The organism is Rodentibacter sp. Ppn85 (genome assembly GCF_001999335.1).
In the GTDB taxonomy this organism is placed as follows: Bacteria; Pseudomonadota; Gammaproteobacteria; order Enterobacterales; family Pasteurellaceae; genus Rodentibacter.
Genome location: NZ_MLHS01000040.1, coordinates 62,067 through 85,695, shown reverse-complemented (window position 1 = coordinate 85,695; position 23,629 = coordinate 62,067). Strand labels below are relative to the sequence as shown.

Below are 23,629 nucleotides of genomic sequence, written 5' to 3'. Positions count from 1 at the left end.
GAAATTACTCGTTAATATAACAACCGACCTTTTACATTCTTAATATAATTTAGTGTAGTATCAGAAATAGTATATTTTTCTAATTTCCTTAATTCATAATGTACTTTTATTATATTCTTTAAGTTCCCTTCCATTCTTAATAAATAAAACAAAGACCAAATTATATTTGCACTATATCGGTAAATTCTAGGCATATAGCGATTTAAAACAATCAATTGATTACGATAACGAAAAAAATTCTCTTGTGTTTTGCTCATTCTACCATTTGGCGAAACTTTGTGATAAATAACAATATTACTCGCATATAATATCTGATAACCTTCTTCTAAAATTCTAAAAGAGAGATCTCTTTCTTCTCCACCATATAATCCCAGATCTTTAGGATAAAGCCCTGCTTTCTGATAAACATTCTTTCTTATTGCATGCCCTGCTCCGATAAAATAATAAGTTAATAAATTCTGTGAAAAATCTAGTTTCTTATTACCATGTGGGATTTCGTGTGATAGAGCATTACGAGTAAAATAGTTTTTAATATTAAAAGCTAATGCTCCCAATTGGGCATTATTTTCCATATAATCAATCACTTTTTTAATTAAAAGAGTGATATCTTCAATTTCAATATCATCATCTAGTGTAATTAAGATATCTCCTTGAGCCTTTTCGATTAAGAAATTTCGCCCTTCTGCCACACCTAAATTCTCACCTGTATGAAAATATTTAAATAAAATGCTACTATTACTTTCTATGATAGAAGATAAAGCAGTTTCTAATTTTCTTTCTAGGTTATTATCAAGAAAAAGTAATTCAACCTGATTGCCTTGATATTTATTGATACATTGGAACGTTTCTAATACGTCTTGGTAACGTCCAAAGCTAATAATAAGTAATGAAATCATATCTTTTATTTTTTGTATTTAATAAATCCATTATAGGCATAGTGAAGAAAATAATAAATTGATTTTACTAAGCCTAATTTTTCTTTTTTAAAATAAATATTAAATGTCCAAATAGCACTTTTAAATTTATTTGATGAAACACTCATTTTTCCAATTCGAACAAAAGAACTTGGCTGATTACTATATAAAGTAGATTCTTCAATTTGTTTTAAACAATCTAAAAAGAAAGCATAATCTTCATGTTTTATTTGGGGGAAGAGAATATTTTTAATTTTATCTCTTCTAATCAACACTGTCATTATTTTGAATTGATTACCTTTTAGTAAAGTGTGATAGTCAATCTTTTCACTTGTCGTCACTGACTTTATTACCTTTCCTTCTAAATCACAAAAACTGTAATTTCCATGACTCATTATTAAATTATGCTTAAGCATAAAATTAAGCTGATGTGCTAACTTAGCTTTTTCAATAAGATCGTCGCTATCTAAGAAAGTAATGTATTCTCCTTTTGCTTGAGCTAAGCCAATATTTCTTGCCATTGCTGGTCCTTGATTACTAGGTGTGAAGAAAAGTTTAATCCTTGGATCTTGGTTCATAATTTCTTTTATAATATTTACGCTATTATCCGTTGAACCATCATCAACCGTAATAATCTCAATATTTGGATAAGATTGATTAAGGCAAGAATTTAATGCCTGAACAAGATAATCTGCCGAGTTATAAACTGGCATAATAATACTAATAAGTGGCTCGTTCATTTTTTTCTGCTCTTTTTGTTATAATATACAGCACTGGTAAAATTCCTAAAGCTCCCAATATACTCGCATAAGGAACATAAATTACATCCGTAAAAATCAATCCCCCCAATGAACTTAAATAAATAATTGTTGACAATATCGAACAAAAGGAAATCTCTTTTGTCCTGCCATAGTAGAACAAATAATTTACTAAGAACAGATAAGGAATGGTTAAAGCTGTAGAAAACAAAAATATTACTGTGTAATATTTTACCCCTAAAAAATGTTCCCCTAAGAAAAATAATAACCATTCTTCAGGTATAATTTGTGCAATCAACGATGGAATTGGTACAATCAAAAATGAATACAATGCCCAACGATGTAATTTACTTAGTGTTACCGTTCCTTTTTTTATATTTTCAAACAAATAAGGAACAAGTGCTTTATTTATTGCTAGAATAAATACTGATAAAATGGAAGCAATTTGAGCTCCCATTGCATATAAACCAAGATCGCTTTCGTTAAAGCGGTGAAAAATAAAAACTCTATCTAATTGTCCTTTAATAAAGAAACTACCATGATGGAAAATCATTGGGAGACCAAAAGCAATAATATATAAAAATGCAGCCTTATATTGTGAGAAAGTAAAGCTTTTATTATGACTACCTTTTCTATAAATAAAATAGGCTAATAAAGCCACTAAAATATTACTAATTAAAATAGATAAAATACGTTTTTCAACTAGTTCTGTTCCATATATTTCCAACATTAATATAGTTAATAATGCATTTGTAATAGTGGATGAAATTTGAATCAAGGTATAAGGAATTGCCTGCTTCTGACATTGTCTAATACTGAGTTGAACTGATAGGAATACCTGAAATATTGCACTCAAAACTAAATAAAACATAATTTCTGAGTGCATTAGCCAACAAAATAATACTCCTATTCCACCAATACAAAATGTATATGCATAACCTGTATTAACAACAATATTCAAAGAACGCTTACCATAAACATAAAAATAGCGTGCAACAGCACCATCTTGGCTTAACCCAATAAAGATAACAAATAATGCTAAAAGAGTTTGATAATAAGACAGCTCACCAAATCCCTCTACCCCTAATTTACGTGATAAATAAGGTAGCAATAAAAAAGGGATACATTTAGATGATAGTTCGCCAATAAGGTAAATCGAACTATCTTTAACAAGACTCACTTTTTATTCCCCATAGATCATAAAATTTTTTTGGCTTATTATTTTCATTATTTTGTAAGAAATTTTTAATCAGATAATATGCTTTCTCAGCAGAATTTTCTTGATAATATGGATTAACCATCATAGGTAAACACGCTTGAAAATCATCAGAAAGTAATTTTTGAATGCCTTGTTCAATAGCAGTTTGATTACTTTCAACATCAATAATAGAGTCTCCCCGGACACGTCCCTCTTGGCGCTTTCCAATATTGACAGTACCAATTTTTAATGAAGGAGTTTCAAGTAACCCTGATGAACTATTACCAATTAATCCTTTTGAATATTTGATTAAAGCTAAGTACTCTTCCGGTTTTACCGACGTAAAAAATGCAAATCGATTCTCTTCAGTGTAGCTTTTTATTTTGGTAAAAATTACATCAGAGTGGGTATCTGAATTTGAACCGATAAAGACAAATTGATAGTCTTGCTTGAAGCGATCTAGTGCTAAAAGTAGTTGCTCAACTTGCTCTTCTACAGACTGCCCTGTTATAGTTTCTGGGTGAAATGCCACCATGAAATATGGCTTATTTTGTAAATTTAGCTCTGAAAATAACCGCTCTTTTGTTGGTAATGTTAGACTTAATCCATTTTCAGCACCTAATGAGCCGATATTATGTACAGTTTCAGGTGCTTCACCCAACTGAATTACACGTTTACGATAAACTTCTGTTGCGGTTAAATGCAGTTTCGCCATTTTAGTAATACAGTGGCGAATAAATTCATCATAATTACCCAACGTTTGTTCACCACCATGTAAATGGATAAGTGGAATATTATGCATTGCCGCTGCAGTTGCTACAGAAAGCATTTCATAACGATCACCGAGAACCATTACGGCATCATAATAATGAGTTTGAAAGTGTTGACCAAACAAATCTAATGTATCTGCCATTGAGGTTAAAATGGTTTGGTTATTTTGGCTATCCAATTTAACGGCAATTTTTTCACTAATCCTAAATCCATCTTTCTCAATAATATCTACAGTATTGCCATATTGTGGGTCAAGATGCATTGCGGTGACAATCAAGCTAAAATCTAACTCTTGATCTTCCTGTAAACGTTTTAATAAACGTTTTACAATGCCATATTCTGCACGTGAACCTGTTACATATACAATTCGTTTTTTAATCATAATTCTGATTCAACAATTGTTCTTAATAATTTATAACCTTGCTCATTTAAATGTAAACCATCTTGGGTATAATCTAAATTTAGTTTGCCATATTGATCACTAAATGATTTATCTAATGAAATCCATTGGATGTCTTTAAGATTTGTTTTTAAAAACTGGTTCAGCTGTCTAATAACTTCATTATCACGATCCACACGTAATGCAATAGGCGTAATTTCTAAGAAATAAAGTATAACATCGGGCTTAATATTTTTTAGCTTGTGAATCAGTAATTGAATATCTTCTAATACTTGTTCATTAGACCAGCCTGGATAAATAATATCATTGGTACCAAACATTAAGATAGCTTTATCGCCAAGATGTTGAATTAGATTGTTATCTAAAATTAACTCAAGATATTGTTTTGTTGAAATGCCAGCAATTGCAAGATTATTAACCACTTGCTCATTAAGCTTTTCAACATCCCAGTAATCTAAAATAGAGTGTCCAATTAAACTGATCGCCTCCGTTTGACTGAAATTCTCTTTCTTTGCAGCAATAGCTTTTTTGATCATTTCTAATAAGATTTTTTCTTTATTACGTTGTTGAAGAATAAAATAGAAATATTCAAAATCAAGACGATCATCAATATCAACAGAAACTTCTTTATCCATAAAATAAGCGATACATCTTTCACCATAAAAATGTTTCTGTTTTAAATAAGCTTGTGGTTTTGCTGAAAAAATTGCACCATTTGGTGAAAATTCCGGATGATGCTGTTGACGTGCGTAATTTGAATAATCAAGTTTAAAATTTTTTAAACTTTCATCCTCATCAATCTCACGGGTTAAAGTCGTTGGCTTATGAGCATCTGATACTGAAACTAAAAAATCAAACCTATCAAAATACTGCTCAAATTTAGCATTTGCTTCTTGAATATGTTGAGATGTTCTTAATGGAGAAGTCGGTTGCAATAAAACAAAATAATCAAAATTAAGATGTTGATATTTATCCAATACATCTTCAATTACCAAAAAAGAGCTAGCCTTATCTGAAGCCAATTCTGCTGAGCGTTTTACAAATTCAATAGGATAATGTGAAAGTAAATCAATATATTCTTGCGAATCAGTGCTTACAATAATTTTTTCAAATTCTGCACTCTCTAAAGCAGCCTCAATACTGTAAGCCATAATCGGTTTACCGTTTGCAAATAATACATTTTTATTTGGCAAGCCTTTTGAACCAGATCTTGCAGTAATAATTGCAATTTTTTTCATAAATTTGACCGCTCTTTTATTCTTGATTTTTGAAACGACTATCTTGAATAAGTTGATCTTCTTCAAAATCCATTTCAGCTTCTTTACCTAAAATATCATACCAAAACATAGGACTAATGCCGTTGCCTGGCCGCTTAGTCGTTAGGTTCTCTGCGGTATAAATTTCTCCTTTTTTAATTAGACATGCAGCGATGATGGATTTACGTGCAACAATCTTATTTTTTGCCTCTGACATAGTCACAATCTTTTCTGATGAACCAAGTGATTTTTCAACAGCACGAATACCCTCACAGAGTAATTTTAATTCTTCAGGTGTCACTGATGCTTTATGATCAGGACCTTCAAAATTTTTATCTAGCGTAAAGTGTTTTTCTATGAAAGTAATCCCATAAGGTACAGCAGCAATACCTGCAAAATATCCTATCGAATGATCAGAAAAGCCTAAATTATAATCTGAGAATACTTCCTTTAATTGGTAAAATGCATTTAAATTCACATCTTCATAAAGTGTCGGATACTCTGTATTACAATGAAGGATAGTAATATCTTTCTTTGAAATACCGTTTTTTTCTAACACGGCTAAGGCATCTTTTATTTCATAAATTGTTGCCATCCCGGTTGAAATTACAATATTTTTACCTTCAATTGGTAAACGGGCAATTTTCTCTAAATAGGGTAAATTAGTTAATTCACCTGATGGGATTTTCCAAATTTTTTGCTTTTCTCCGGCAAGAAAATCAATAGATTCCATATCAAAAGGAGTAGAAAATACTTCCAAGCCAAGTGAATGTGCATAGACTTCCAACTTGCGGAATTCATCATAAGGAAGTTCTAATTTTCGAGTCATTTCAAGCTGACTATCTGTCGTACCCGTGGTAACTTTTTGATATTCCGCCTTTGGGGCATATCTTGAAATTAACTTGTCTGCTTTAAATGTTTGGAACTTAACGGCATCTACACCACATTTTTTAGCAACATCTACCATTTTCTTTGCTAATATGGGGTCGCCATTATGATTACAACCAATTTCCGCCACAATAAATACCTGACTCATTTTTATTCAATTTCCTTAATAAATTTTGCGGGGACGCCTGCCACCACTGTTCGAGGTTTAACATTGCGAATCACTACAGCCCCAGCACCTACAACTGCACTTTCGCCTATCCTTAATTGTCCTGTAACAACAGAGGAGCTTCCGATAAAACAATAATCCTCGACAATTACATCGCCATTTAACGTACTATTTGTGGAAATATTACTATGACTACCGATATAGCAACCATGTTCTACAAGAGACTTTGTATTAATAATAACGTTATTGCCAACAGTGACACCACTATTAACAATTGCCATCTTCCCAACAAATACTCCTTTACCTAAAGTCGAATGATTAGAAATAATTGATGTTCTATCAATCACATTAATAATATTGCATTGATATTTTTCTAACTTTAAATATTTTTCTAAACGGTAGTTATTATTGCCAATACTAATGAAAAAGCTATAATCACTTCTTTCTTTAAATTCATCTATTGTTTTTGCAAGTACAGGATAGCCTAAATGAGTTGTTCCTTCAGGTTTGAAATTATCAATAAACCCACAAAACTCATATTGAGAAACATCTAAAGAATCTAGTACTGATTTTGCATAACCACCAGCACCAATAAATATTACTTTTTTCTTCATTATTCCCTTCCACTGTTTTGGAATATGAAACCGAATAAAATAATAAAAGTAGATAAAATTAATCCAATAATAAATCCAATTACAATAATTAATGCTTTCTTAGGCTTATCCTTCACCACAGGATAATCCGGCGAGTTCAAATAATGGTATGCTTTAGCATCGAATTTATCTGCTAGCTTTGAAGCAAGCGCATTCAACTGTGATAATTGTCTATCTGTACTGTAATAATTTGTTGAATAAACAATTGGAGTATTTTTCACAATATCTAATTGAGCTTGAAGATATTTCTCTCCCAGCATAAACAAATATGTGCCATCTGCCAGTTTAGAATCTGAGATATTTAAACGTCCCTCACCTAACATATATTCAGGCACAGAAAAACTATTTGTATTTCCTTTAGAGAACTCTGTGATCCCCGCTTTTTTAGCGATGTCTAATGCATTTGTTAAGTTCTCGAGTTGAACTGTTTTTACTTCTTTTAAACTACTTTCAATTTGAGTTTTCGTGAAATTTAAATTATCTAAGCGTAATCTAAAACCCAAATCAAACTCTTTTACTGTCAATTCAATAGTATATTGATTCATAAAATCAATATAATCATTTAAAACAGCCTGTGCATCTTTTGGAGTCTCTGCTGAGAATGTAATTTTCAAACCAATTTTATCAAGCTCGGTTAAATCTTTTTTCTTTGTATCTACTTCATGAACAATTAAATACTGTGCAACCGTATTTTCAATATAAGTATGCTTTTGTTCATCTGTCATATCCTTCGTATAGTTTTTAACCCACTCGGATTGTTCTAAGAATTGACGTTTTAAATCATTAGACAAAAGGAAATGTTTGAATTGCCCATATAATGAACCAGATAATTTTCCAGCTGAAAACTCTCCATCGTCAATAATACGTGCATATTCTGCTCGAACGGGAAGTAAACTCCCTAAATCAGTTGAACGTGGAGCAACAACAATAGCGGTTGAAGTCCATTGCTCCTTTGCTGTAAAGGCGTACACGCCTGCAATTAAAGTACATACAAACGCAGAAAATAGAATCCAAATTTTTTTATTCCATAAGACTTTAATCAATTCAATGAGATCAATCTCATCATTATTGGTTGCTTTCGTACTATTCACTGTAAAATCCTTTATCTAATGGTTATTCCATAACATCAGACGGATATTCTAGGCTATATTATCCCCCTTCACAAGAATAAAAAATGTAAATGGATATAAATGCAAAGTAAAAAAAGTGCGGTCAAAATCAACCGCACTTTCTTTACTTCATAAACAGTTTTCTAGCAAAAATTACGCATAATACATCTCAAACTCCACCGGATGCGGAGTCATATTCAAGCGTTCTACTTCTTTACGTTTAATGCCGATGAAAGCTTCCACAAACTCTTTACTAAATACATTACCGTGGGTTAAAAATTCATAGTCTTTCTCTAAGGTATTCAAAGCTTCTTCAAGTGAGCTTGCTACGGCAGGAATGTCTTTAAGTTCTTCCGGCGGTAAATCATAAAGGTTTTTATCCATCGCATCGCCTGGATGGATTTTATTCACAATACCATCCAATCCCGCCATTAACAGAGCCGCAAAAGCTAAGTATGGGTTTGCCATTGGATCAGGAAAGCGGGCTTCAATACGAATTGCTTTAGGACTTGTTACCGCAGGAATACGAATTGAAGCGGAGCGGTTACTTGCCGAATAAGCCAATAATACCGGAGCTTCGTAACCCGGAACTAAACGTTTGTATGAATTAGTACTTGGATTTGTAAATGCATTTAAGGCTTTGGCATGCTTGATAATGCCGCCGATATAGTAAAGTGCGGTCTCTGAAAGCCCCGCATATTTATCACCTTGGAAAATATTTTTTCCATCTTTGCTTAGCGACATATTACAGTGCATACCCGAACCGTTGTCTCCTGTAATAGGTTTAGGCATAAAACACGCGGTTTTACCATTTTCAAGTGCGACATTTTGCACTACATATTTATAAATTTGGGTTTCATCCGCTTTTAAGGTAAGGCTATTGAATTTTGTTGCGATTTCATTTTGACCTGCTGTCGCAACTTCGTGGTGATGTGCTTCAATCACTAAACCGAGTTCTTCCAAAATTAAGCACATCTCAGAGCGAATATCATGGGCTGAATCAATTGGTGCAACCGCACAATAACCGCCTTTCTTAAGTGGACGGTAAGCATTATTGCCACTTTCATATTTTTTATTGGTATTCCAAGCAGCTTCCACATCATCAACGGAAAAAGAAGCACGGTTCATCGACACATCAAAACGCACATCATCAAATAAGAAAAATTCCGGCTCCGGCCCGAAAAATGCTTGATCGGCAATACCGGTAGAACGCATATAATTTTCGGCACGAATAGCAATAGAGCGAGGATCGCGATCATAACTCTGCATAGTCGTCGGTTCATATACACTACAACGCAGAGAGAGAGTTGGAATTTGAGCAAACGGATCAACCACAGCGGTTTCTGCCATTGGCATTAACAACATATCGGCCTTGTTAATTGTTTTCCAACCTTCCACGGATGAACCGTCAAACATTTTACCATCTTCAAATATATCTTCATCAATAAGACTAACCGGAATAGACACGCCGTGTTCTTTACCTTTTATATCAGTGAATCGAAGAATGACAAATTTAATATCATTTTCTTCAATTAACTTGAACACATTTGCGATAGCGTTTGCGTTTGACATAGGGAACCCTCTATTTTGCTGTGTAAATATGATTAAAATAAGCTTGCATTATAACGTAATCCCATCTACTTTTCATTGGATTTATTTTTCAGATTTGGCGTAGCGGGCAATATAAAAGTCATGTATAATCCTCGCCCTTTCGTGCGTGAAATCTTGTTTTACACGCTCTACATCATTAATAACTCTGTATGAACAATGACAAATAAAATTGATATTAATAAACTGCGCAATATTGCAATTATTGCGCACGTTGACCACGGAAAAACCACACTTGTAGATAAACTTCTTCAACAATCCGGTACTTTTGAAGCAACACGTGGCGATATGGACGAGCGTGTCATGGACTCAAATGATCTGGAAAAAGAACGCGGTATTACTATTCTTGCAAAAAATACAGCGATTAATTGGAATGATTACCGTATTAACATTGTCGATACTCCGGGGCACGCGGACTTTGGCGGAGAAGTAGAACGCGTTCTTTCAATGGTTGATTCCGTACTTTTAGTCGTTGATGCGTTTGACGGCCCTATGCCACAAACCCGTTTCGTCACTCAAAAAGCCTTCGCTCACGGATTAAAACCGATTGTTGTGATCAACAAAGTTGACCGTCCGGGTGCTCGTCCCGATTGGGTTGTGGACCAAGTTTTCGATCTCTTTGTCAACCTTGGAGCAACTGACGAGCAATTAGATTTCCCGATTATTTACGCTTCCGCATTAAATGGTGTCGCCGGTTTAGAACATGAAGAATTAGCAGAAGATATGACACCGTTATTTGAAGCCATTGTTAAACACGTTGAACCGCCAAAAGTGGAACTAGACGAACCGTTCCAAATGCAAATTTCCCAATTAGATTACAACAGCTATGTTGGGGTAATTGGTATTGGTCGTATTAAACGCGGTTCAATTAAACCAAATCAACCGGTAACTATTATTAATAGCGAAGGAAAAACCCGCCAAGGACGTATCGGTCAAGTACTTGGCCACCTTGGTTTACAACGTTACGAAGAAGAAATGGCTTATGCAGGCGATATCGTAGCGATTACCGGTTTAGGCGAACTCAATATTTCCGATACTATTTGTGATATCAATGCCGTAGAAGCGTTACCTTCATTAACCGTGGACGAACCGACGGTCACTATGTTCTTCTGTGTAAATACCTCACCGTTTGCCGGTCAAGAAGGAAAATATGTGACTTCACGTCAAATTCTTGAACGTTTAAATAAAGAACTCGTTCACAATGTGGCGTTGCGTGTGGAAGAAACCCCGAATCCTGATGAATTCCGCGTATCCGGTCGAGGTGAATTACATCTCTCCGTATTGATTGAAAATATGCGCCGTGAAGGTTATGAACTCGCAGTATCCCGTCCAAAAGTTATCTATCGTGAAATTGATGGCAAAAAGCAAGAACCTTATGAACAAGTAACGATTGACGTGGAAGAGCAACACCAAGGTTCTGTCATGGAAGCCCTAGGCATCCGTAAAGGTGAAGTGCGCGATATGTTACCGGATGGCAAGGGGCGTGTTCGTTTAGAATATATCATTCCAAGTCGCGGCTTAATCGGATTCCGTGGCGAATTTATGACCATGACTTCCGGCACCGGTTTGCTTTACTCTAGTTTCAGTCACTATGATGACATCAAAGGCGGCGAAATCGGTCAACGTAAGAACGGCGTGTTAATCTCTAACGCAACGGGTAAAGCCCTCGCTTACGCATTGTTCGGTTTACAAGAACGAGGCAAATTAATGATTGATGCCAACGTAGAAGTGTATGAAGGGCAGATTATCGGTATCCATAGCCGTTCAAACGATTTAACCGTCAACTGTTTACAAGGTAAAAAACTCACTAATATGCGCGCTTCGGGTAAAGATGATGCTATTGTACTCACCACACCGGTGAAATTTAGCCTTGAACAAGCCATCGAATTTATTGATGACGATGAATTAGTGGAAGTCACCCCTGAATCGATCCGCATCCGCAAAAAACTTTTGACGGAAAACGATCGTAAACGTGCAAATCGAACGACAACCAGTACAAGCACGCATTAATGAAAATCGGGATCAATCATGATCCCTTTTTCCCTCGAAAAATTACTCAAAAATATTATGTCACGCAATAGTGACATAGTTTGAATGTATCGGAATACTCAATGATAGTTTGGCTGTTATTTCCATTAATGGTAATACCAAACTTTTTAATCTCCCCGCATTTTAGTCATAGGAAACGTTATTATGCTTACGATGTTCATTGGAATTCTCATCGGTATTATCGTGAGTTTTCAAACGGCAATTAATTCCCGCTTACGCGGTTATCTCGGCGTCCCTTTTTTATCTTCCTTTATTTCTTTTAGTGGCGGAACACTCTTTTTACTAATACTTGCCAAACTATCAAACGAACCGCTAACGATTGAACCGACAACCCTTTTACAAACGCCTTGGTGGCTTTGGATTGGCGGATTAATGGGAATGGTCTCACTAACGGCAAATATTTTACTATTTGCTAAGCTCGGCAGCGTACAAACGGCAATAATTCCTTTACTTGGACAAGTTATAATGGGGATATTGATCGATACTTTCGGTTGGTTCTATTCCCCTAAAATCGATCTTAATCTTATTCGTATATTAGGCATTAGTTTAGTTTTTCTAGGGATATTTTGTACCGTTGTGATGCCAATAATGAAAAAAACAAAATCACTTCATAGTCAGTCAGAGCCTCATCTTTTGTTATGGCGGTTTTTTGGTATTTTTGCCGGAATGTTATTGGCTGCACAAACGGCAATCAATGCAGAATTAGGACGCGTGCTGCATTCCTCCGTTCAAGCTGCTTTTGTCTCCTTTGCCGTTGGCGGAAGCGGATTATTCCTAGTGGTTTTATTTTATGAAAAAAGTTTTTCAAAACTAAAAAATGCGATTGGCAAAGGCAAGCCTTGGTGGGTTTGGTTCGGAGGATGTTTAGGAGCATTGTTTATTTTCGGCAGCATTACTCTGGTTCCCCAAATCGGGACTGGCGGAGCAGTGGTTTTGGCGTTACTCGGTTTGATTTCAGGTAGTTTGTTAGTAGATAAATTTGGTTTTTTCGGCGCTCAACGAAAAGTAATTATTCCTATCCAGTTAGTCGGTTTGGGCATTTTAATCAGTGGTGTAATGCTAATTCAGCTGATTAGGATATAAGGGATTTAATCATAAAGTGCGGTTCAAATTGAACCGCTACTCTTTGCCCGAAACGCATAAAACTACAATATTTCTAACCGCACTTTTTAGTTCTATTGGCGATAATTTTGTAAAAAACGTCCTAATTTTGTAATCGCCTCTGTCAACTGATTCACATAAGGCAAAGTAACAATACGGAAGTGATCCGGTGAGTGCCAATTAAACCCTTTACCGTGAACAAGCAATACTTTTTCTTGGCGAAGTAAATCCAGCACCATTTTTTCATCACTATGAATATTAAATTTTTTCACATCCATTTTCGGGAACATATAAAGCGCCCCCATTGGTTTCACGCAGGTAACGCCGGGAATTTGCGTTATCAATTCATAGGCTTTATTACGTTGCTCTAATAAACGTCCGCCCGGCAAAATAAATTCATTAATACTTTGATAACCGCCTAACGCCGTCTGAATCGCATGCTGCATCGGCACATTGGCGCATAAACGCATAGAGGCCAGCATATCCAAGCCCTCAACGTACCCTTTAACGTGATGTTTCGGACCGTTTAGAATCATCCAACCTTGGCGGAAGCCGGCGACACGGTAAGCTTTCGATAATCCATTAAAGGTCACCGTTAACAAATCGGGTGCTAATGCCGCAATATGATGGTGAACCGCATCGTCATATAAAATTTTATCGTAAATTTCGTCAGCAAAAATAATCAGATTGTTTTGACGCGCTATCTCCACGATTTCTTCTAACAATGCTTTGCTATATACCGCACCCGTTGGATTATTCGGGTTGATAATTACGATAGCTTTTGTTTTGGCATTCACTTTTGCTTTAATATCATCGATAGCAGGAAACCAACCGGCGTCTTCGTCACACAAATAATGCACGGCCTTACCGCCGGAAAGCGTCACCGCAGCCGTCCATAACGGATAATCCGGCATAGGTACCAATACTTCATCACCATCATTTAATAATGCCTGCATAGCCATTGTAATCAGTTCGGAAACTCCGTTACCGATATACACATCATTCACTGTCGAGCCTTGAATGCCCTTTGATTGATAATATTGCACAATGGCTTTACGGGCGGAATATAGCCCTTTAGAATCACAATAACCTTGCGCAGAAGGCAAATTACGCAAGACATCCACCAAAATCTCATCCGGCGCCTCAAAACCAAATGGTGCGGGATTACCAATATTTAATTTTAAAATTTTATTGCCTTCTTCTTCTAAACGGAGCGCCTCTTTGTGTACCGGTCCGCGAATATCATAACAAACCTGTTCCAATTTATCGGATTTGGGGAATAATCGCATATAGATTCCTTTTATTTTTTGTGATATGTGCGGTTAATTTACGCTGAATTTTCAATCTTGAAAAGATTTTGTAAAAAAATTTTTTGTAACAAACAAACTGCGGTAGAATAGCCAACAATTTTTACGATAAATTTAACAATATCTAATGGATAGTTTAGAGCAAGCGACAAGCCAATTAAGTCGGCAGATTGAGGATTATTTGCGACAAAAACAAAATGATATTGCGTGTTTCCGAACGGATATCACCAATATCGATTTATTGGCATGGCTGAAAGCCCAAAGCACTTATCCACAATTTTATTTGCATTTTCGTGATGAAAACAAAAGCCTTGCCGCAATCGGTCAAGTGCGGTCATTTTCCCAACTGAATTTAGCCCAAACATTTATTGAGGAATATAATTTTCCCCTTATCGGCGGTTTACAATTTCAGGGAAACGGACAATTTATTTTGCCTCAGCTTTTGTTGCAAGAAAATGAGGATAGCACTACAATCAACTGTTTTGTTGAAGGCAAAACCTCAGCACAAAACGCATTAACAATATTAAAAACTTTGCCTAAAACAACCGCACTTTGTGTATTGACAAAGCAGTCCCCATTACATACCGAACAACGGGCAAATAAACGAATTTGGTGCGATTGGGTAAACCAAGCCCTTTATGAAATTAAACAAGGCGGGCTGACCAAACTTGTGTTAGCCAACGAAACCGTTTTTCACTTAAAACAAGCTATCAATCCCTATGACTTTTTAGCAGAAAGCCAAAATCAAAATCAAGGTTGCTATCATTTTTTATGGGCGGAAAAACCTTATTCGACATTTGTCGGCTCAACGCCCGAGCGTTTATTTGCCCGTGAATACAATCTGTTTTTAACCGAAGCCCTTGCCGGCACGGCACCAATTACAAATAACCGGCAAGAAAATCAGCAACAAGCGGAATGGTTATTAAGTGATGAAAAAAATTTGAATGAAAACTGGCTTGTGGTTCAAGATATTTCACAGAATCTCAACCCTATGGTGGAATCCTTTGATGTAGGTGAAGTTGAACTCAAACCGTTGCGCAAAGTTCAGCATTTACTCCGAAAAATTCGGGCAAATTTGACCGCACATTACCAAGATTCGGCGTTACTTAGCGCAATTCACCCCACAGCGGCAGTTTCCGGTTTACCTCAACAACAAGCGAGGATGATTTTGTCGGAAATTGAAACCTTTGAGCGAGGGTGGTATGCCGGCACCTTAGGATTGATGAGCGAAGCATACTCAGAATTTTGTGTTGCGATCCGATCCGCATTTATTGAAGGCAATCGAATCCGAGTCTTTGCAGGTGCGGGTATTGTTGAAGGCTCTGAACCCTTAACCGAATGGCAAGAAATTGAACGTAAGGCAGCGGGATTAATTTCCCTTTTTGCAGAAAAAAATAATAATGGAGAGAAAGAATGTCTGTAAGCGTGTTTAATCGTTGTTGGTCAAAAGTGATTTTAGAAACCTTGGTGCGCCAAGGCGTTTCTCATTTCTGTATTGCGCCCGGCTCACGCTCTACTCCTTTAACACTTGAGGCAGTGCGATTGCAAAACACCGGTCGCGCTACTTGTTACAGCCATTTTGATGAACGTGGTTTAGGCTTTTTTGCTCTTGGTATTGCCAAATCCACCCAATCCCCTGTAGCAATCATTGTTACTTCCGGTACGGCAACGGCAAATCTTTATCCGGCAATTATTGAAGCACGCCAAAGCGGAGTGGATCTCATCGTTTTAACAGCAGACCGTCCGCCCGAACTATGGGAGTGCGGAGCAAATCAAGCCATCCTGCAGCAAAATATGTTTGGTGACTACCCTGTTGCCAACGTGAATTTACCCAAACCGAATATCGACTATTCCGCACAGTGGTTAATCTCCCTGCTTGAGCAAGCGGTATTTCAGCAAACGCAACAAGGCGGTGTTGTACATATTAATGTACCTTTCGCCGAACCACTTTATGAAGCGACCGAAGAAGCTATAGACAACCATCCTTGGTTACAATCATTACGGCATTGGTTAACACAAAGTAAGCCATGGGTAACCCATGAAGCCCAACAACAAGAAGTACTCATGCATGAAAACTGGGATCATTGGCGTACTAAACGCGGAGTCATTGTCGTAGGACGACTACCGGTGGAACAAGCCATGGGCATTAATACTTGGGCAACTACAATGGGCTGGATTTTATTGACCGACATTCAATCTGGAGTTGAACCCAGCAGCCCTTATGCCGATATTTGGCTTGCTAACCAAACCGTTCGCGAAAAATTACTGCAAGCGGATATTGTTATTCAGTTTGGTTCTCGTTTTATCAGCAAACGGATTAATCAATTTTTACAAGCTTTTAAAGGCGAATTCTGGATTGTAGAACAAGGCTCGAGAGCTGTTGATCCTTATCATCACACGCACACTCGTTTTAATGCAAAGGCTCATCATTGGCTACGGGCTCATCCGCCGCTTCGCCAAAAACCTTGGCTATTAGAACCACTTGCCTTGTCAAAATTCTGTGCCGGTTTTATTGAACAACAGGTGGGAGGTAATTTAAACGAAGCCTCCCTTGCCCATCATATTGAGCGGGTGTTACCCTACAATGGAATTTTGTTCCTTGGCAATAGCTTATTTGTGCGCCTTGTAGATGCCCTCACCAAACTCCCTGAAGGCTATCCGATTTACACAAACCGCGGCGCAAGCGGTATTGACGGTTTACTGGCAACTGCTGCCGGTATTGGTGTAGGAACAAATCAACCCGTTGTAGCAATGATTGGCGATACCTCAACACTCTACGATCTTAACTCTCTTGCACTTTTCAAAAACGTTACGCAACCAACCATTATTTTTGTGATTAACAATAACGGCGGTGCAATTTTTGATATATTACCGGTAGATGAAGAAGTTAAAGATCGTTTTTATCGCTTACCGCATAACGGCGATTTCTCACAAATTGCGGCTATGTTTGATATTAAATACGCCCATCCCTACACTTGGGCGGATTTAACCAGCATATTAAAACAAGCCTACACCCGTCGTAAAACAACGCTTATTGAAATTAAAACGAACCCGAATGATGGTAGCAACATCTATAAGCGTTTAATTGAACAAATCAGTTATGCTGTGATTGGCGAATAAAGGATAGGGCGTGTCGCAACGCCCTTTAATTTTATGACAAACATTATTTTTCTCCACGGATTGCTCGGTACTTCATCGGATTGGCAAAAAGTCATCGAAAATCTACCGCACTTTCACTGCGTTTCCCTTAATTTGCCTTTCCACGGAAATGCAAAAAAAATTGAAGTCACAAACTTTGAAGATACTGCCCGATATGTGGCGAAACAGATCCGTTTAGCTATTCCGAATAAGCCTTATTTCCTCGTGGGTTATTCTCTCGGAGGGCGTATCGCCTTACATTACGCACTCCAATCTAAAATCGAAAAAAATCATTTACGGGGAGTGATTTTAGAAGGTGCTAATTTAGGCTTAAAAACGGAAGAGGAAAAACAGGCACGTTGGCAAAATGATATGCAATGGGCAATGCGCTTTACTGCCGAATCCCCTGAAAATGTGTTGGAGGATTGGTATAAACAGCCCGTATTTTCCCATTTAACCGATCACGAACGGGCAATGCTCGTTGAAAAGCGAAAAGAAAATTGTGGTGCTAACATTGGAAAGATGCTACTTGCCACCAGTCTCGCCAAACAACCCGATTTTCGTGAAAAAGTGCGGTCAAGTTCGTTACCTTTTTTTTATTTTTGCGGTGAACGGGATCTTAAATTCCAAACCCTTGCACATTCCGAGCACCTGAATTTAACCACGATCCCCAATGCAGGCCATAATGCCCATTCAGAAAAACCTCTCCTATTCGCGAAAAAACTTGAGAATCTTATTTTAGAAATTGCTCAACTTTAAAGGAAATGTTAGGATTCAAACCTTTGTATTTATAGAGTTTTTATCTTACATTTTCTCATTCTAAGGAAAGCAATATGACGGCACAACTTCGCAATAATCCGATGAAAGTGGCGCTTGCCTCGATGGTCGGTACGGCAATTGAATTTTTTGATTATTATATCTATGCGGCAGCTGCCGTACTGGTATTCAATACCCAGTTTTTCCATAGCGATGATCCCCTTTCAAATGATCTTCTTTCCCTTTCCACTTTAGCCTTGGCATTTTTTGCCCGCCCTATCGGCTCGGCATTGTTTGGACACTTTGGAGATAAAATCGGACGTAAAAAAACCCTTGTCGCCTCCCTCTTGCTCATGGGCGGATCCACCGTGCTTATCGGTTTATTACCCAACTATTCCCAAATCGGTATTTGGGCACCGATTTTGCTTTGTATTTGTCGTGTAGGACAAGGTATCGGTCTTGGTGGAGAATGGGGTGGTGCGGCTTTAGTGGCAACAGAAAATGCCCCGGAAGGCAAACGTGCATGGTACGGTACGTTTCCACAATTAGGCGCACCTATTGGTTTATTTGTCGCCAACGGAACTTTCTTCTTAGTGAGCTATTTTTGGGGACAAGAAGCGCTCGTTGAATGGGCTTGGCGAATTCCCTTTATCTCTTCCGTATTATTAGTTTTTGTTGGCTTATACGTCCGTTTAACCTTACACGAAAGCCATGTTTTCATTGAAGCGGAACAAAAAGGCAAAAAATTAAATGCCCCGGTGAGTGTCGTATTTACCAAACACTTAAAACCCATGGTGATTGGCACATTCATTATGGTTGCAACCTATTCACTTTTCTATATTATGACCGCCTTTGCACAGGCATATTCACGCACTGCACCGAATCTTTCCGAAGCCGGTCATCCTCTCGGGTTAGGCATTCCGGCAAATACGTTTACAGGTTTATTATTAATCAGCGCTATTGTTTTCGGTATTTTTATCAGTATTTCCGGTATCTATGCAGATAAAATCGGGCGTCGTAAATGGCTGATTTGGGTCACTCTCATCATTGGCTTACTCGGATTATCTATGCCGCTATTCTTACAAAACGGTACTCCAACCAGCGTATTCGCCTTCCTTATCATCGGTATGGCAATCATGGGAATGACTTTTGGACCGATGGCGGCACTATTACCCGAATTATTTCCAACCGAAGTGCGCTATTCCGGGGCTTCTCTTGCTTATAACTTAGCCTCTATTATCGGTGCAACGGTTGCGGCAATGATTTCATTAAAAATCAATGCATTATTTGGTGTCATGGGGGTAGGAATTTATTTAGCAATTAATGCATTAATGACATTGTTGGCATTGCTTGCGTCAAAAGAAACAAAAAACATTGATTTAACTCGGATCTAATATCTTATAAACAAAAATGCCAAGGTTCTTACCTCGGCATTTTTTTTAGAAAATGTCATTAAAAATGACCGCACTTTCTAATCGAAAGAATCTTTTAAACGTTCATCCGCACGGCGGGATTCCCCTTTATGCTGTAATTTATTTAGCTGACGTTCCAATTTTTCCTCCACTTCATTAATTGCTTTGTACATATCATCAGCCGTCGCAGTAGCGATTAAATTACCAAGCGGTGTTCCAATGGAGGCTTCGACTGAAAAACCATTCGGTACTTTATTCAACACAAAATGGGGATTGATTAATTGTGTATGCCATTTTTCCAATTTTGCTAAACGGTTTTCCACATGTTCACGAATTGCAGGAGTGATTTCCATTTGTTTGCTGGTGATATTTAATGTCATAACATTTACCTCTTTGCATTGTTAAGAACCTTTCGGTTCGGTTTGATTCAATATCAAAATAGTCCTCTCAACGAGCTTTTTCAAGTCATTTCTGTATGCAAGAAATAGGAATATTAAAAAATATGATCTAGATCTCATTTGCCAATATTACTTGTTTTCTTTTCATAAAAAATTGTTACTATGAAAGGCTAGAAGGGAAAACGATCACAAAGCGTCTTTTATTATGATTGTGTTGTCAAATCAATAAAGATTAGAATTTTTACAACAAAACACATTAATCCATCCAATTCCGTTTCCAGTAATAACCCCTAAAGAACCTAATTGCTTATTAGGTTGAAATTGTTCGACATATACTTTCAAGCTTGGAGATTTTCTTTCATTTTCACTTTTATCGGGATAATTGATTGAGCTTGTTGCAGTATAACATTAAGTTTGGAACTAGCTTTGATGAGCGATAGTCAAAACTAGAACAAATAAGCATGTGTTTAAACCATATCCGATATGACAATACGAATAAGAAAAAATAATGGCCAAAACCCAACGGCTACTCAATTTACTGCAACTACTTAGCAATTATCGTTATCCGGTTAAAGCTGAGATATTAGCGGAAAGGCTTAATGTTAGCATACGCACAATTTATAGAGATATTGATATGTTATGTTGCCAAGGTGCGATGATTGAAGGGGCGAGAGGGATAGGTTATCAGTTAAGAAAAGAGTTCTCCCTACCAACAAATTTATTATCAAAAGAAGAACTTGAAGCATTAATTCTAGGAATTCGCTGGGTAACCAAGCATACTGACACTTATCTATCTAATTCAGCACTATCCGCACTAATGAAAATTTCATCAATTATCCCCTCGCAACAAAAAAGTGATTTACATAACACACCGTTGTGGGTTATTAGTCAAAAGAAAGTCCCACAACAAAATCAATTTTTAATGACTATTCGAAAAGCAATACGCTTAGAAAAGCAAATATTATTACATTACCAAAATAAACATAATACCTTTTCCGAAAGAATTATTTCACCTATTGCAGTTGGATTTTTTGATCAGAATGTTCTTATTGCGGCTTGGTGTGAATTAAAGCAAGACTTTCGTCATTTTCGCTTAGATAGAATCTTACAGATGTCATTACTCGAAAAAAACTATTCTCAAAGCCATTCCAGCCTACTGTCTAAATGGAGACGGCACGAAGGAATAGTGCCTGAAAAACACTACTGACAGTATATGACACAAAATGTATTTACCATGTCTTCATCAAATCTCAAATGCTTTTTTGATTTGTATTTAAACCTATGTAATACAACCTTCAACGCTAGGAGTAATGATGAAAAATTTAACTTTCTATACTAATCCACTTTCTAGAGGACGTATTGTCCGCTGGGCATTAGAAGAGTGTGGTGCTAATTATGAAACTGTTTTATTGGATTTTTCGGCACTTAAAAATCCAAGCTATCTGGCAGTTAATCCTATGGGGAAAATTCCTGCATTAAAACATGGCGATACGGTTATCACTGAAGCCGCAGCAATTTGTATGTATTTGGCAGATATATTTCCGGAAAAATCGCTCTCGCCATCAATAAATTCTACCCATCGAGGGGAATACTATCGTTGGTTATTTTTTACCGCCGCTACATTTGAAGCCGCGATTATGGAAAAATACACCCAAGTGAGACTAAAAGATGAATATAGAAAAGCCCTAGGATATGGAGATTTAGATACGGTGTTAAATATCCTAAGAAATCATCTGTCAGATAGAAAATATATTTGTACAGAGCAGTTTAGTATTGCGGATATTGTACTTACAAAATTGTTAGAGTATGGCATTTTCCGTACAAAAGTAATTGAACCGGAGCCTGTTTTTCAGCATTATCTTGATACTATGCAACAACGTCCTGCGTATCAAAAAGCGAAATATCTGGATGATCTATTAGTTGAAAATTAAAGGGCTATAGTAGACAACTAGATCAAATACTCCTTAATCAATTGCTTTAAAATGAAAATTTGAGATTTTATTTTACTATTATTAAAACGCCATTCGCATTCCTTTAAATACAGCTCAAAATGAGCTTTAGGGATACCGTTAAATTTACGCAAATGGCGTTTTGCTTGGTTCTAAAAATTCTCAATTCCATTATAGAAACTAAATTACATCATCTTGATCCTGTTGATGAATCTTCAAACGTGCAAAATAATCTTTCGTTTCTTCAATTACCACTTTACGTAATCCGATTAGGGCAATTAAGTTAGGAAATGCCATTAAGCCATTTACAATGTCTGCTAGAATCCAGATCAAATCTAATTTTAAGAATGAACCGGCTCCAACCAAAATAATAAATACTAATCGATATAAACGGATACCACGGGTTCCGACTAAATACACAAAACAGCGTTCACCGTAATAACACCAACCTAAAATTGTTGTAAAAGCAAAGAATAATAGCCCAATAGTCACAACCGTTGCGCCAATTGAAGAACCTAGTCCTTGAGAAAATGCGGCATTGGTCACCAGTGCACCAGCAAACTCAGGATTGCTCCAAGCACCGCTAATAACCAATACAATTCCTGTCATTGAACACACAATAATGGTATCTAAAAAAGTCCCGGTCATTGAAATGAGACCTTGACGAACCGGCTCTCGTGTTTGTGCGGCGGCAGCGGCAATAGGTGCACTTCCCAATCCTGATTCATTAGAAAAAATACCTCGGGCTACGCCGGATTGAATCGCTTTCATTACTGTAAAACCTAATACACCACCCAGTGCGGATTGCGGTTCAAAAGCACTATGAATGATCAGTAATACAGCATCCGGCACCCGTTCCCAATTTAATAAAATAATAATGAGAGACACCAGAACATAAGAAACCGCCATAAAAGGAACAATGATCGCCGATGTCGTTGCGATGCGTTTTACCCCACCTAAAATAATCATTGCTACCAAAACGGTAACGACTACCGCCGTTACAATCACCGGAATATGAAAGGTATCTTGCATCGCATGTGTGATCGCATTCACCTGCGGAAAAGTGCCGATACCAAAAAATGCCACTAAGACACCGAACACCGCAAACATTTTGGCTAACCATTTAATCCCAAGACCACGTTCAATATAATACATCGGACCGCCGGACATAAATCCTCGACGATCTTTCACCCGATACTTTACCGCAAGCAAACATTCCGCATACTTGGTCGCCATACCAAGCAGTGCTACCAACCACATCCAAAAAATCGCGCCGGGTCCGCCCGCCTGTACCGCCGTAGCAACACCGACGATATTTCCCGTTCCAATGGTTGCCGCTAAGGCAGTGCTCAACGCCGCAAAAGAAGACACATCCCCTTTTCCGCCACGTTCTTTTTTAAATAAATAACCAATCGCAAGCGGCAAATAACGAATTTGAATAAAACCTAAACGTAAAGTGAGATAAAGCCCTGTGCCGGATAATAAAATTAATAAGGGCGGCCCCCAAATAAAGCTATCAATCGTAGATAAAATTGTCGTAAATGACATTGTGATTCCTCGTCGTCTAAAAACCAATAAACGCGACAAGGAGACGAAAAGCATCCGTGAGAAGAAAGAAAAATACAGATTGTCTTTTAGCCCCTGTCCTTTTGCCTGAGCGTTTGAAAAACGGTGTTAAAAACAACCGCTCTTTTGCGCCTTCGGCGTCCATTTACACTATTGTGCAATGGATCTCTCCAAGGGTTCGTCCAGTAACAGTCCCTGCACTTACGTGCGCCTGAAAGATTTTACATCGTCG

20 protein-coding genes, 1 pseudogene and 1 riboswitch are annotated in these 23,629 nt (G+C 37.2%); of the genes and pseudogenes, 8 read left to right on the top strand and 13 right to left on the bottom strand.

Going from position 1 to position 23,629, the window contains the following annotated elements; translation table 11 throughout:
• Positions 1–11: 11 nt before the first annotated feature.
• The 9 genes from BKL51_RS07735 to glnA all read right to left on the bottom strand — a co-directional run bounded on the left by BKL51_RS07735 (position 12) and on the right by glnA (position 9,685).
• Positions 12–896, bottom strand: coding sequence for a glycosyltransferase family 2 protein (locus BKL51_RS07735; protein WP_077466136.1), 885 nt, complete (start codon positions 894–896; stop codon positions 12–14).
• A gap of 5 nt (positions 897–901) precedes the next feature.
• Complete coding sequence (locus BKL51_RS07730; RefSeq protein ID WP_077466135.1) at positions 902–1,654, bottom strand: glycosyltransferase family 2 protein; 753 nt, start codon at positions 1,652–1,654, stop codon at positions 902–904.
• Entirely contained in the window at positions 1,635–2,852 is a 1,218-nt protein-coding gene (locus BKL51_RS07725) for a flippase (RefSeq protein ID WP_077466134.1), read from the bottom strand. The genes BKL51_RS07730 and BKL51_RS07725 overlap by 20 nt, the downstream gene beginning before the upstream one ends.
• On the bottom strand, positions 2,839–4,023 hold the full coding sequence (gene neuC, locus BKL51_RS07720; protein WP_077466133.1) for a UDP-N-acetylglucosamine 2-epimerase: 1,185 nt from the start codon (positions 4,021–4,023) through the stop codon (positions 2,839–2,841). The genes BKL51_RS07725 and neuC overlap by 14 nt, the downstream gene beginning before the upstream one ends.
• Entirely contained in the window at positions 4,020–5,279 is a 1,260-nt protein-coding gene (locus BKL51_RS07715; protein WP_077466132.1) for a cytidylyltransferase domain-containing protein, read from the bottom strand. Before BKL51_RS07715 ends, neuC begins: the two co-directional genes overlap by 4 nt.
• Positions 5,280–5,295: 16 nt before the next feature.
• Complete coding sequence (gene neuB, locus BKL51_RS07710; protein WP_077466131.1) at positions 5,296–6,333, bottom strand: N-acetylneuraminate synthase; 1,038 nt, start codon at positions 6,331–6,333, stop codon at positions 5,296–5,298.
• Positions 6,334–6,335: 2 nt separating this feature from the next.
• Positions 6,336–6,965 (bottom strand): acetyltransferase, encoded by a 630-nt coding sequence (locus BKL51_RS07705; RefSeq protein ID WP_077466130.1) that lies wholly within the window; start codon positions 6,963–6,965, stop codon positions 6,336–6,338.
• Positions 6,965–8,095, bottom strand: a complete 1,131-nt coding sequence (locus BKL51_RS07700; RefSeq protein WP_077466129.1) for an LPS O-antigen chain length determinant protein WzzB — start codon at positions 8,093–8,095, stop codon at positions 6,965–6,967. The genes BKL51_RS07705 and BKL51_RS07700 overlap by 1 nt, the downstream gene beginning before the upstream one ends.
• Before the next feature lie 171 nt (positions 8,096–8,266).
• Entirely contained in the window at positions 8,267–9,685 is a 1,419-nt protein-coding gene (glnA, locus tag BKL51_RS07695; RefSeq protein WP_077466128.1) for a type I glutamate--ammonia ligase, read from the bottom strand.
• A gap of 195 nt (positions 9,686–9,880) precedes the next feature.
• Between glnA and typA the strand changes: the two genes are divergently transcribed.
• The gene (gene typA / locus BKL51_RS07690; protein ID WP_077466127.1) at positions 9,881–11,731 is read left to right on the top strand and encodes a translational GTPase TypA; all 1,851 of its coding nucleotides are present in this window, start codon (positions 9,881–9,883) and stop codon (positions 11,729–11,731) included.
• A gap of 183 nt (positions 11,732–11,914) precedes the next feature.
• Entirely contained in the window at positions 11,915–12,853 is a 939-nt protein-coding gene (locus BKL51_RS07685) for a DMT family transporter (protein ID WP_077466126.1), read from the top strand.
• 92 nt (positions 12,854–12,945) lie between these two features.
• Here BKL51_RS07685 and BKL51_RS07680 read toward each other — a convergent pair whose 3' ends face one another.
• On the bottom strand, positions 12,946–14,160 hold the full coding sequence (locus tag BKL51_RS07680) for a pyridoxal phosphate-dependent aminotransferase (RefSeq protein WP_077466125.1): 1,215 nt from the start codon (positions 14,158–14,160) through the stop codon (positions 12,946–12,948).
• Positions 14,161–14,305: 145 nt separating this feature from the next.
• Here BKL51_RS07680 and BKL51_RS07670 point away from each other — a divergent pair, with 145 nt between their 5' ends.
• From BKL51_RS07670 to BKL51_RS07655, 4 genes are all read left to right on the top strand, one after another.
• Positions 14,306–15,601, top strand: coding sequence for an isochorismate synthase (locus BKL51_RS07670; RefSeq protein ID WP_077466124.1), 1,296 nt, complete (start codon positions 14,306–14,308; stop codon positions 15,599–15,601).
• Positions 15,592–17,298, top strand: a complete 1,707-nt coding sequence (menD, locus tag BKL51_RS07665) for a 2-succinyl-5-enolpyruvyl-6-hydroxy-3-cyclohexene-1-carboxylic-acid synthase (RefSeq protein WP_077466123.1) — start codon at positions 15,592–15,594, stop codon at positions 17,296–17,298. Before BKL51_RS07670 ends, menD begins: the two co-directional genes overlap by 10 nt.
• 33 nt (positions 17,299–17,331) lie before the next feature.
• Positions 17,332–18,075, top strand: a complete 744-nt coding sequence (menH, locus tag BKL51_RS07660; RefSeq protein ID WP_077466122.1) for a 2-succinyl-6-hydroxy-2,4-cyclohexadiene-1-carboxylate synthase — start codon at positions 17,332–17,334, stop codon at positions 18,073–18,075.
• Between the two features lie 74 nt (positions 18,076–18,149).
• Complete coding sequence (locus BKL51_RS07655) at positions 18,150–19,466, top strand: MFS transporter (RefSeq protein WP_077466121.1); 1,317 nt, start codon at positions 18,150–18,152, stop codon at positions 19,464–19,466.
• Between the two features lie 77 nt (positions 19,467–19,543).
• On the opposite strand, the gene raiA is transcribed toward BKL51_RS07655, so the two are convergent.
• On the bottom strand, positions 19,544–19,864 hold the full coding sequence (gene raiA, locus BKL51_RS07650; protein ID WP_059367441.1) for a ribosome-associated translation inhibitor RaiA: 321 nt from the start codon (positions 19,862–19,864) through the stop codon (positions 19,544–19,546).
• Between the two features lie 526 nt (positions 19,865–20,390).
• Between raiA and BKL51_RS07645 the strand changes: the two genes are divergently transcribed.
• Both BKL51_RS07645 and BKL51_RS07640 read left to right on the top strand, forming a co-directional pair.
• Entirely contained in the window at positions 20,391–21,089 is a 699-nt protein-coding gene (locus BKL51_RS07645; RefSeq protein WP_077466120.1) for a YafY family protein, read from the top strand.
• Between the two features lie 103 nt (positions 21,090–21,192).
• Positions 21,193–21,813, top strand: coding sequence for a glutathione S-transferase family protein (locus tag BKL51_RS07640; RefSeq protein WP_233127100.1), 621 nt, complete (start codon positions 21,193–21,195; stop codon positions 21,811–21,813).
• Positions 21,814–21,830: 17 nt separating this feature from the next.
• Here BKL51_RS07640 and BKL51_RS07635 read toward each other — a convergent pair.
• Both BKL51_RS07635 and BKL51_RS07630 read right to left on the bottom strand, forming a co-directional pair.
• Positions 21,831–22,004: pseudogene (locus BKL51_RS07635) on the bottom strand (IS1595 family transposase); the annotation flags it as partial.
• Positions 22,005–22,011: 7 nt separating this feature from the next.
• Entirely contained in the window at positions 22,012–23,379 is a 1,368-nt protein-coding gene (locus BKL51_RS07630) for a sodium:alanine symporter family protein (protein WP_077466118.1), read from the bottom strand.
• A gap of 83 nt (positions 23,380–23,462) precedes the next feature.
• Positions 23,463–23,581, bottom strand: a riboswitch (glycine riboswitch).
• Positions 23,582–23,629: the final 48 nt, after the last annotated feature.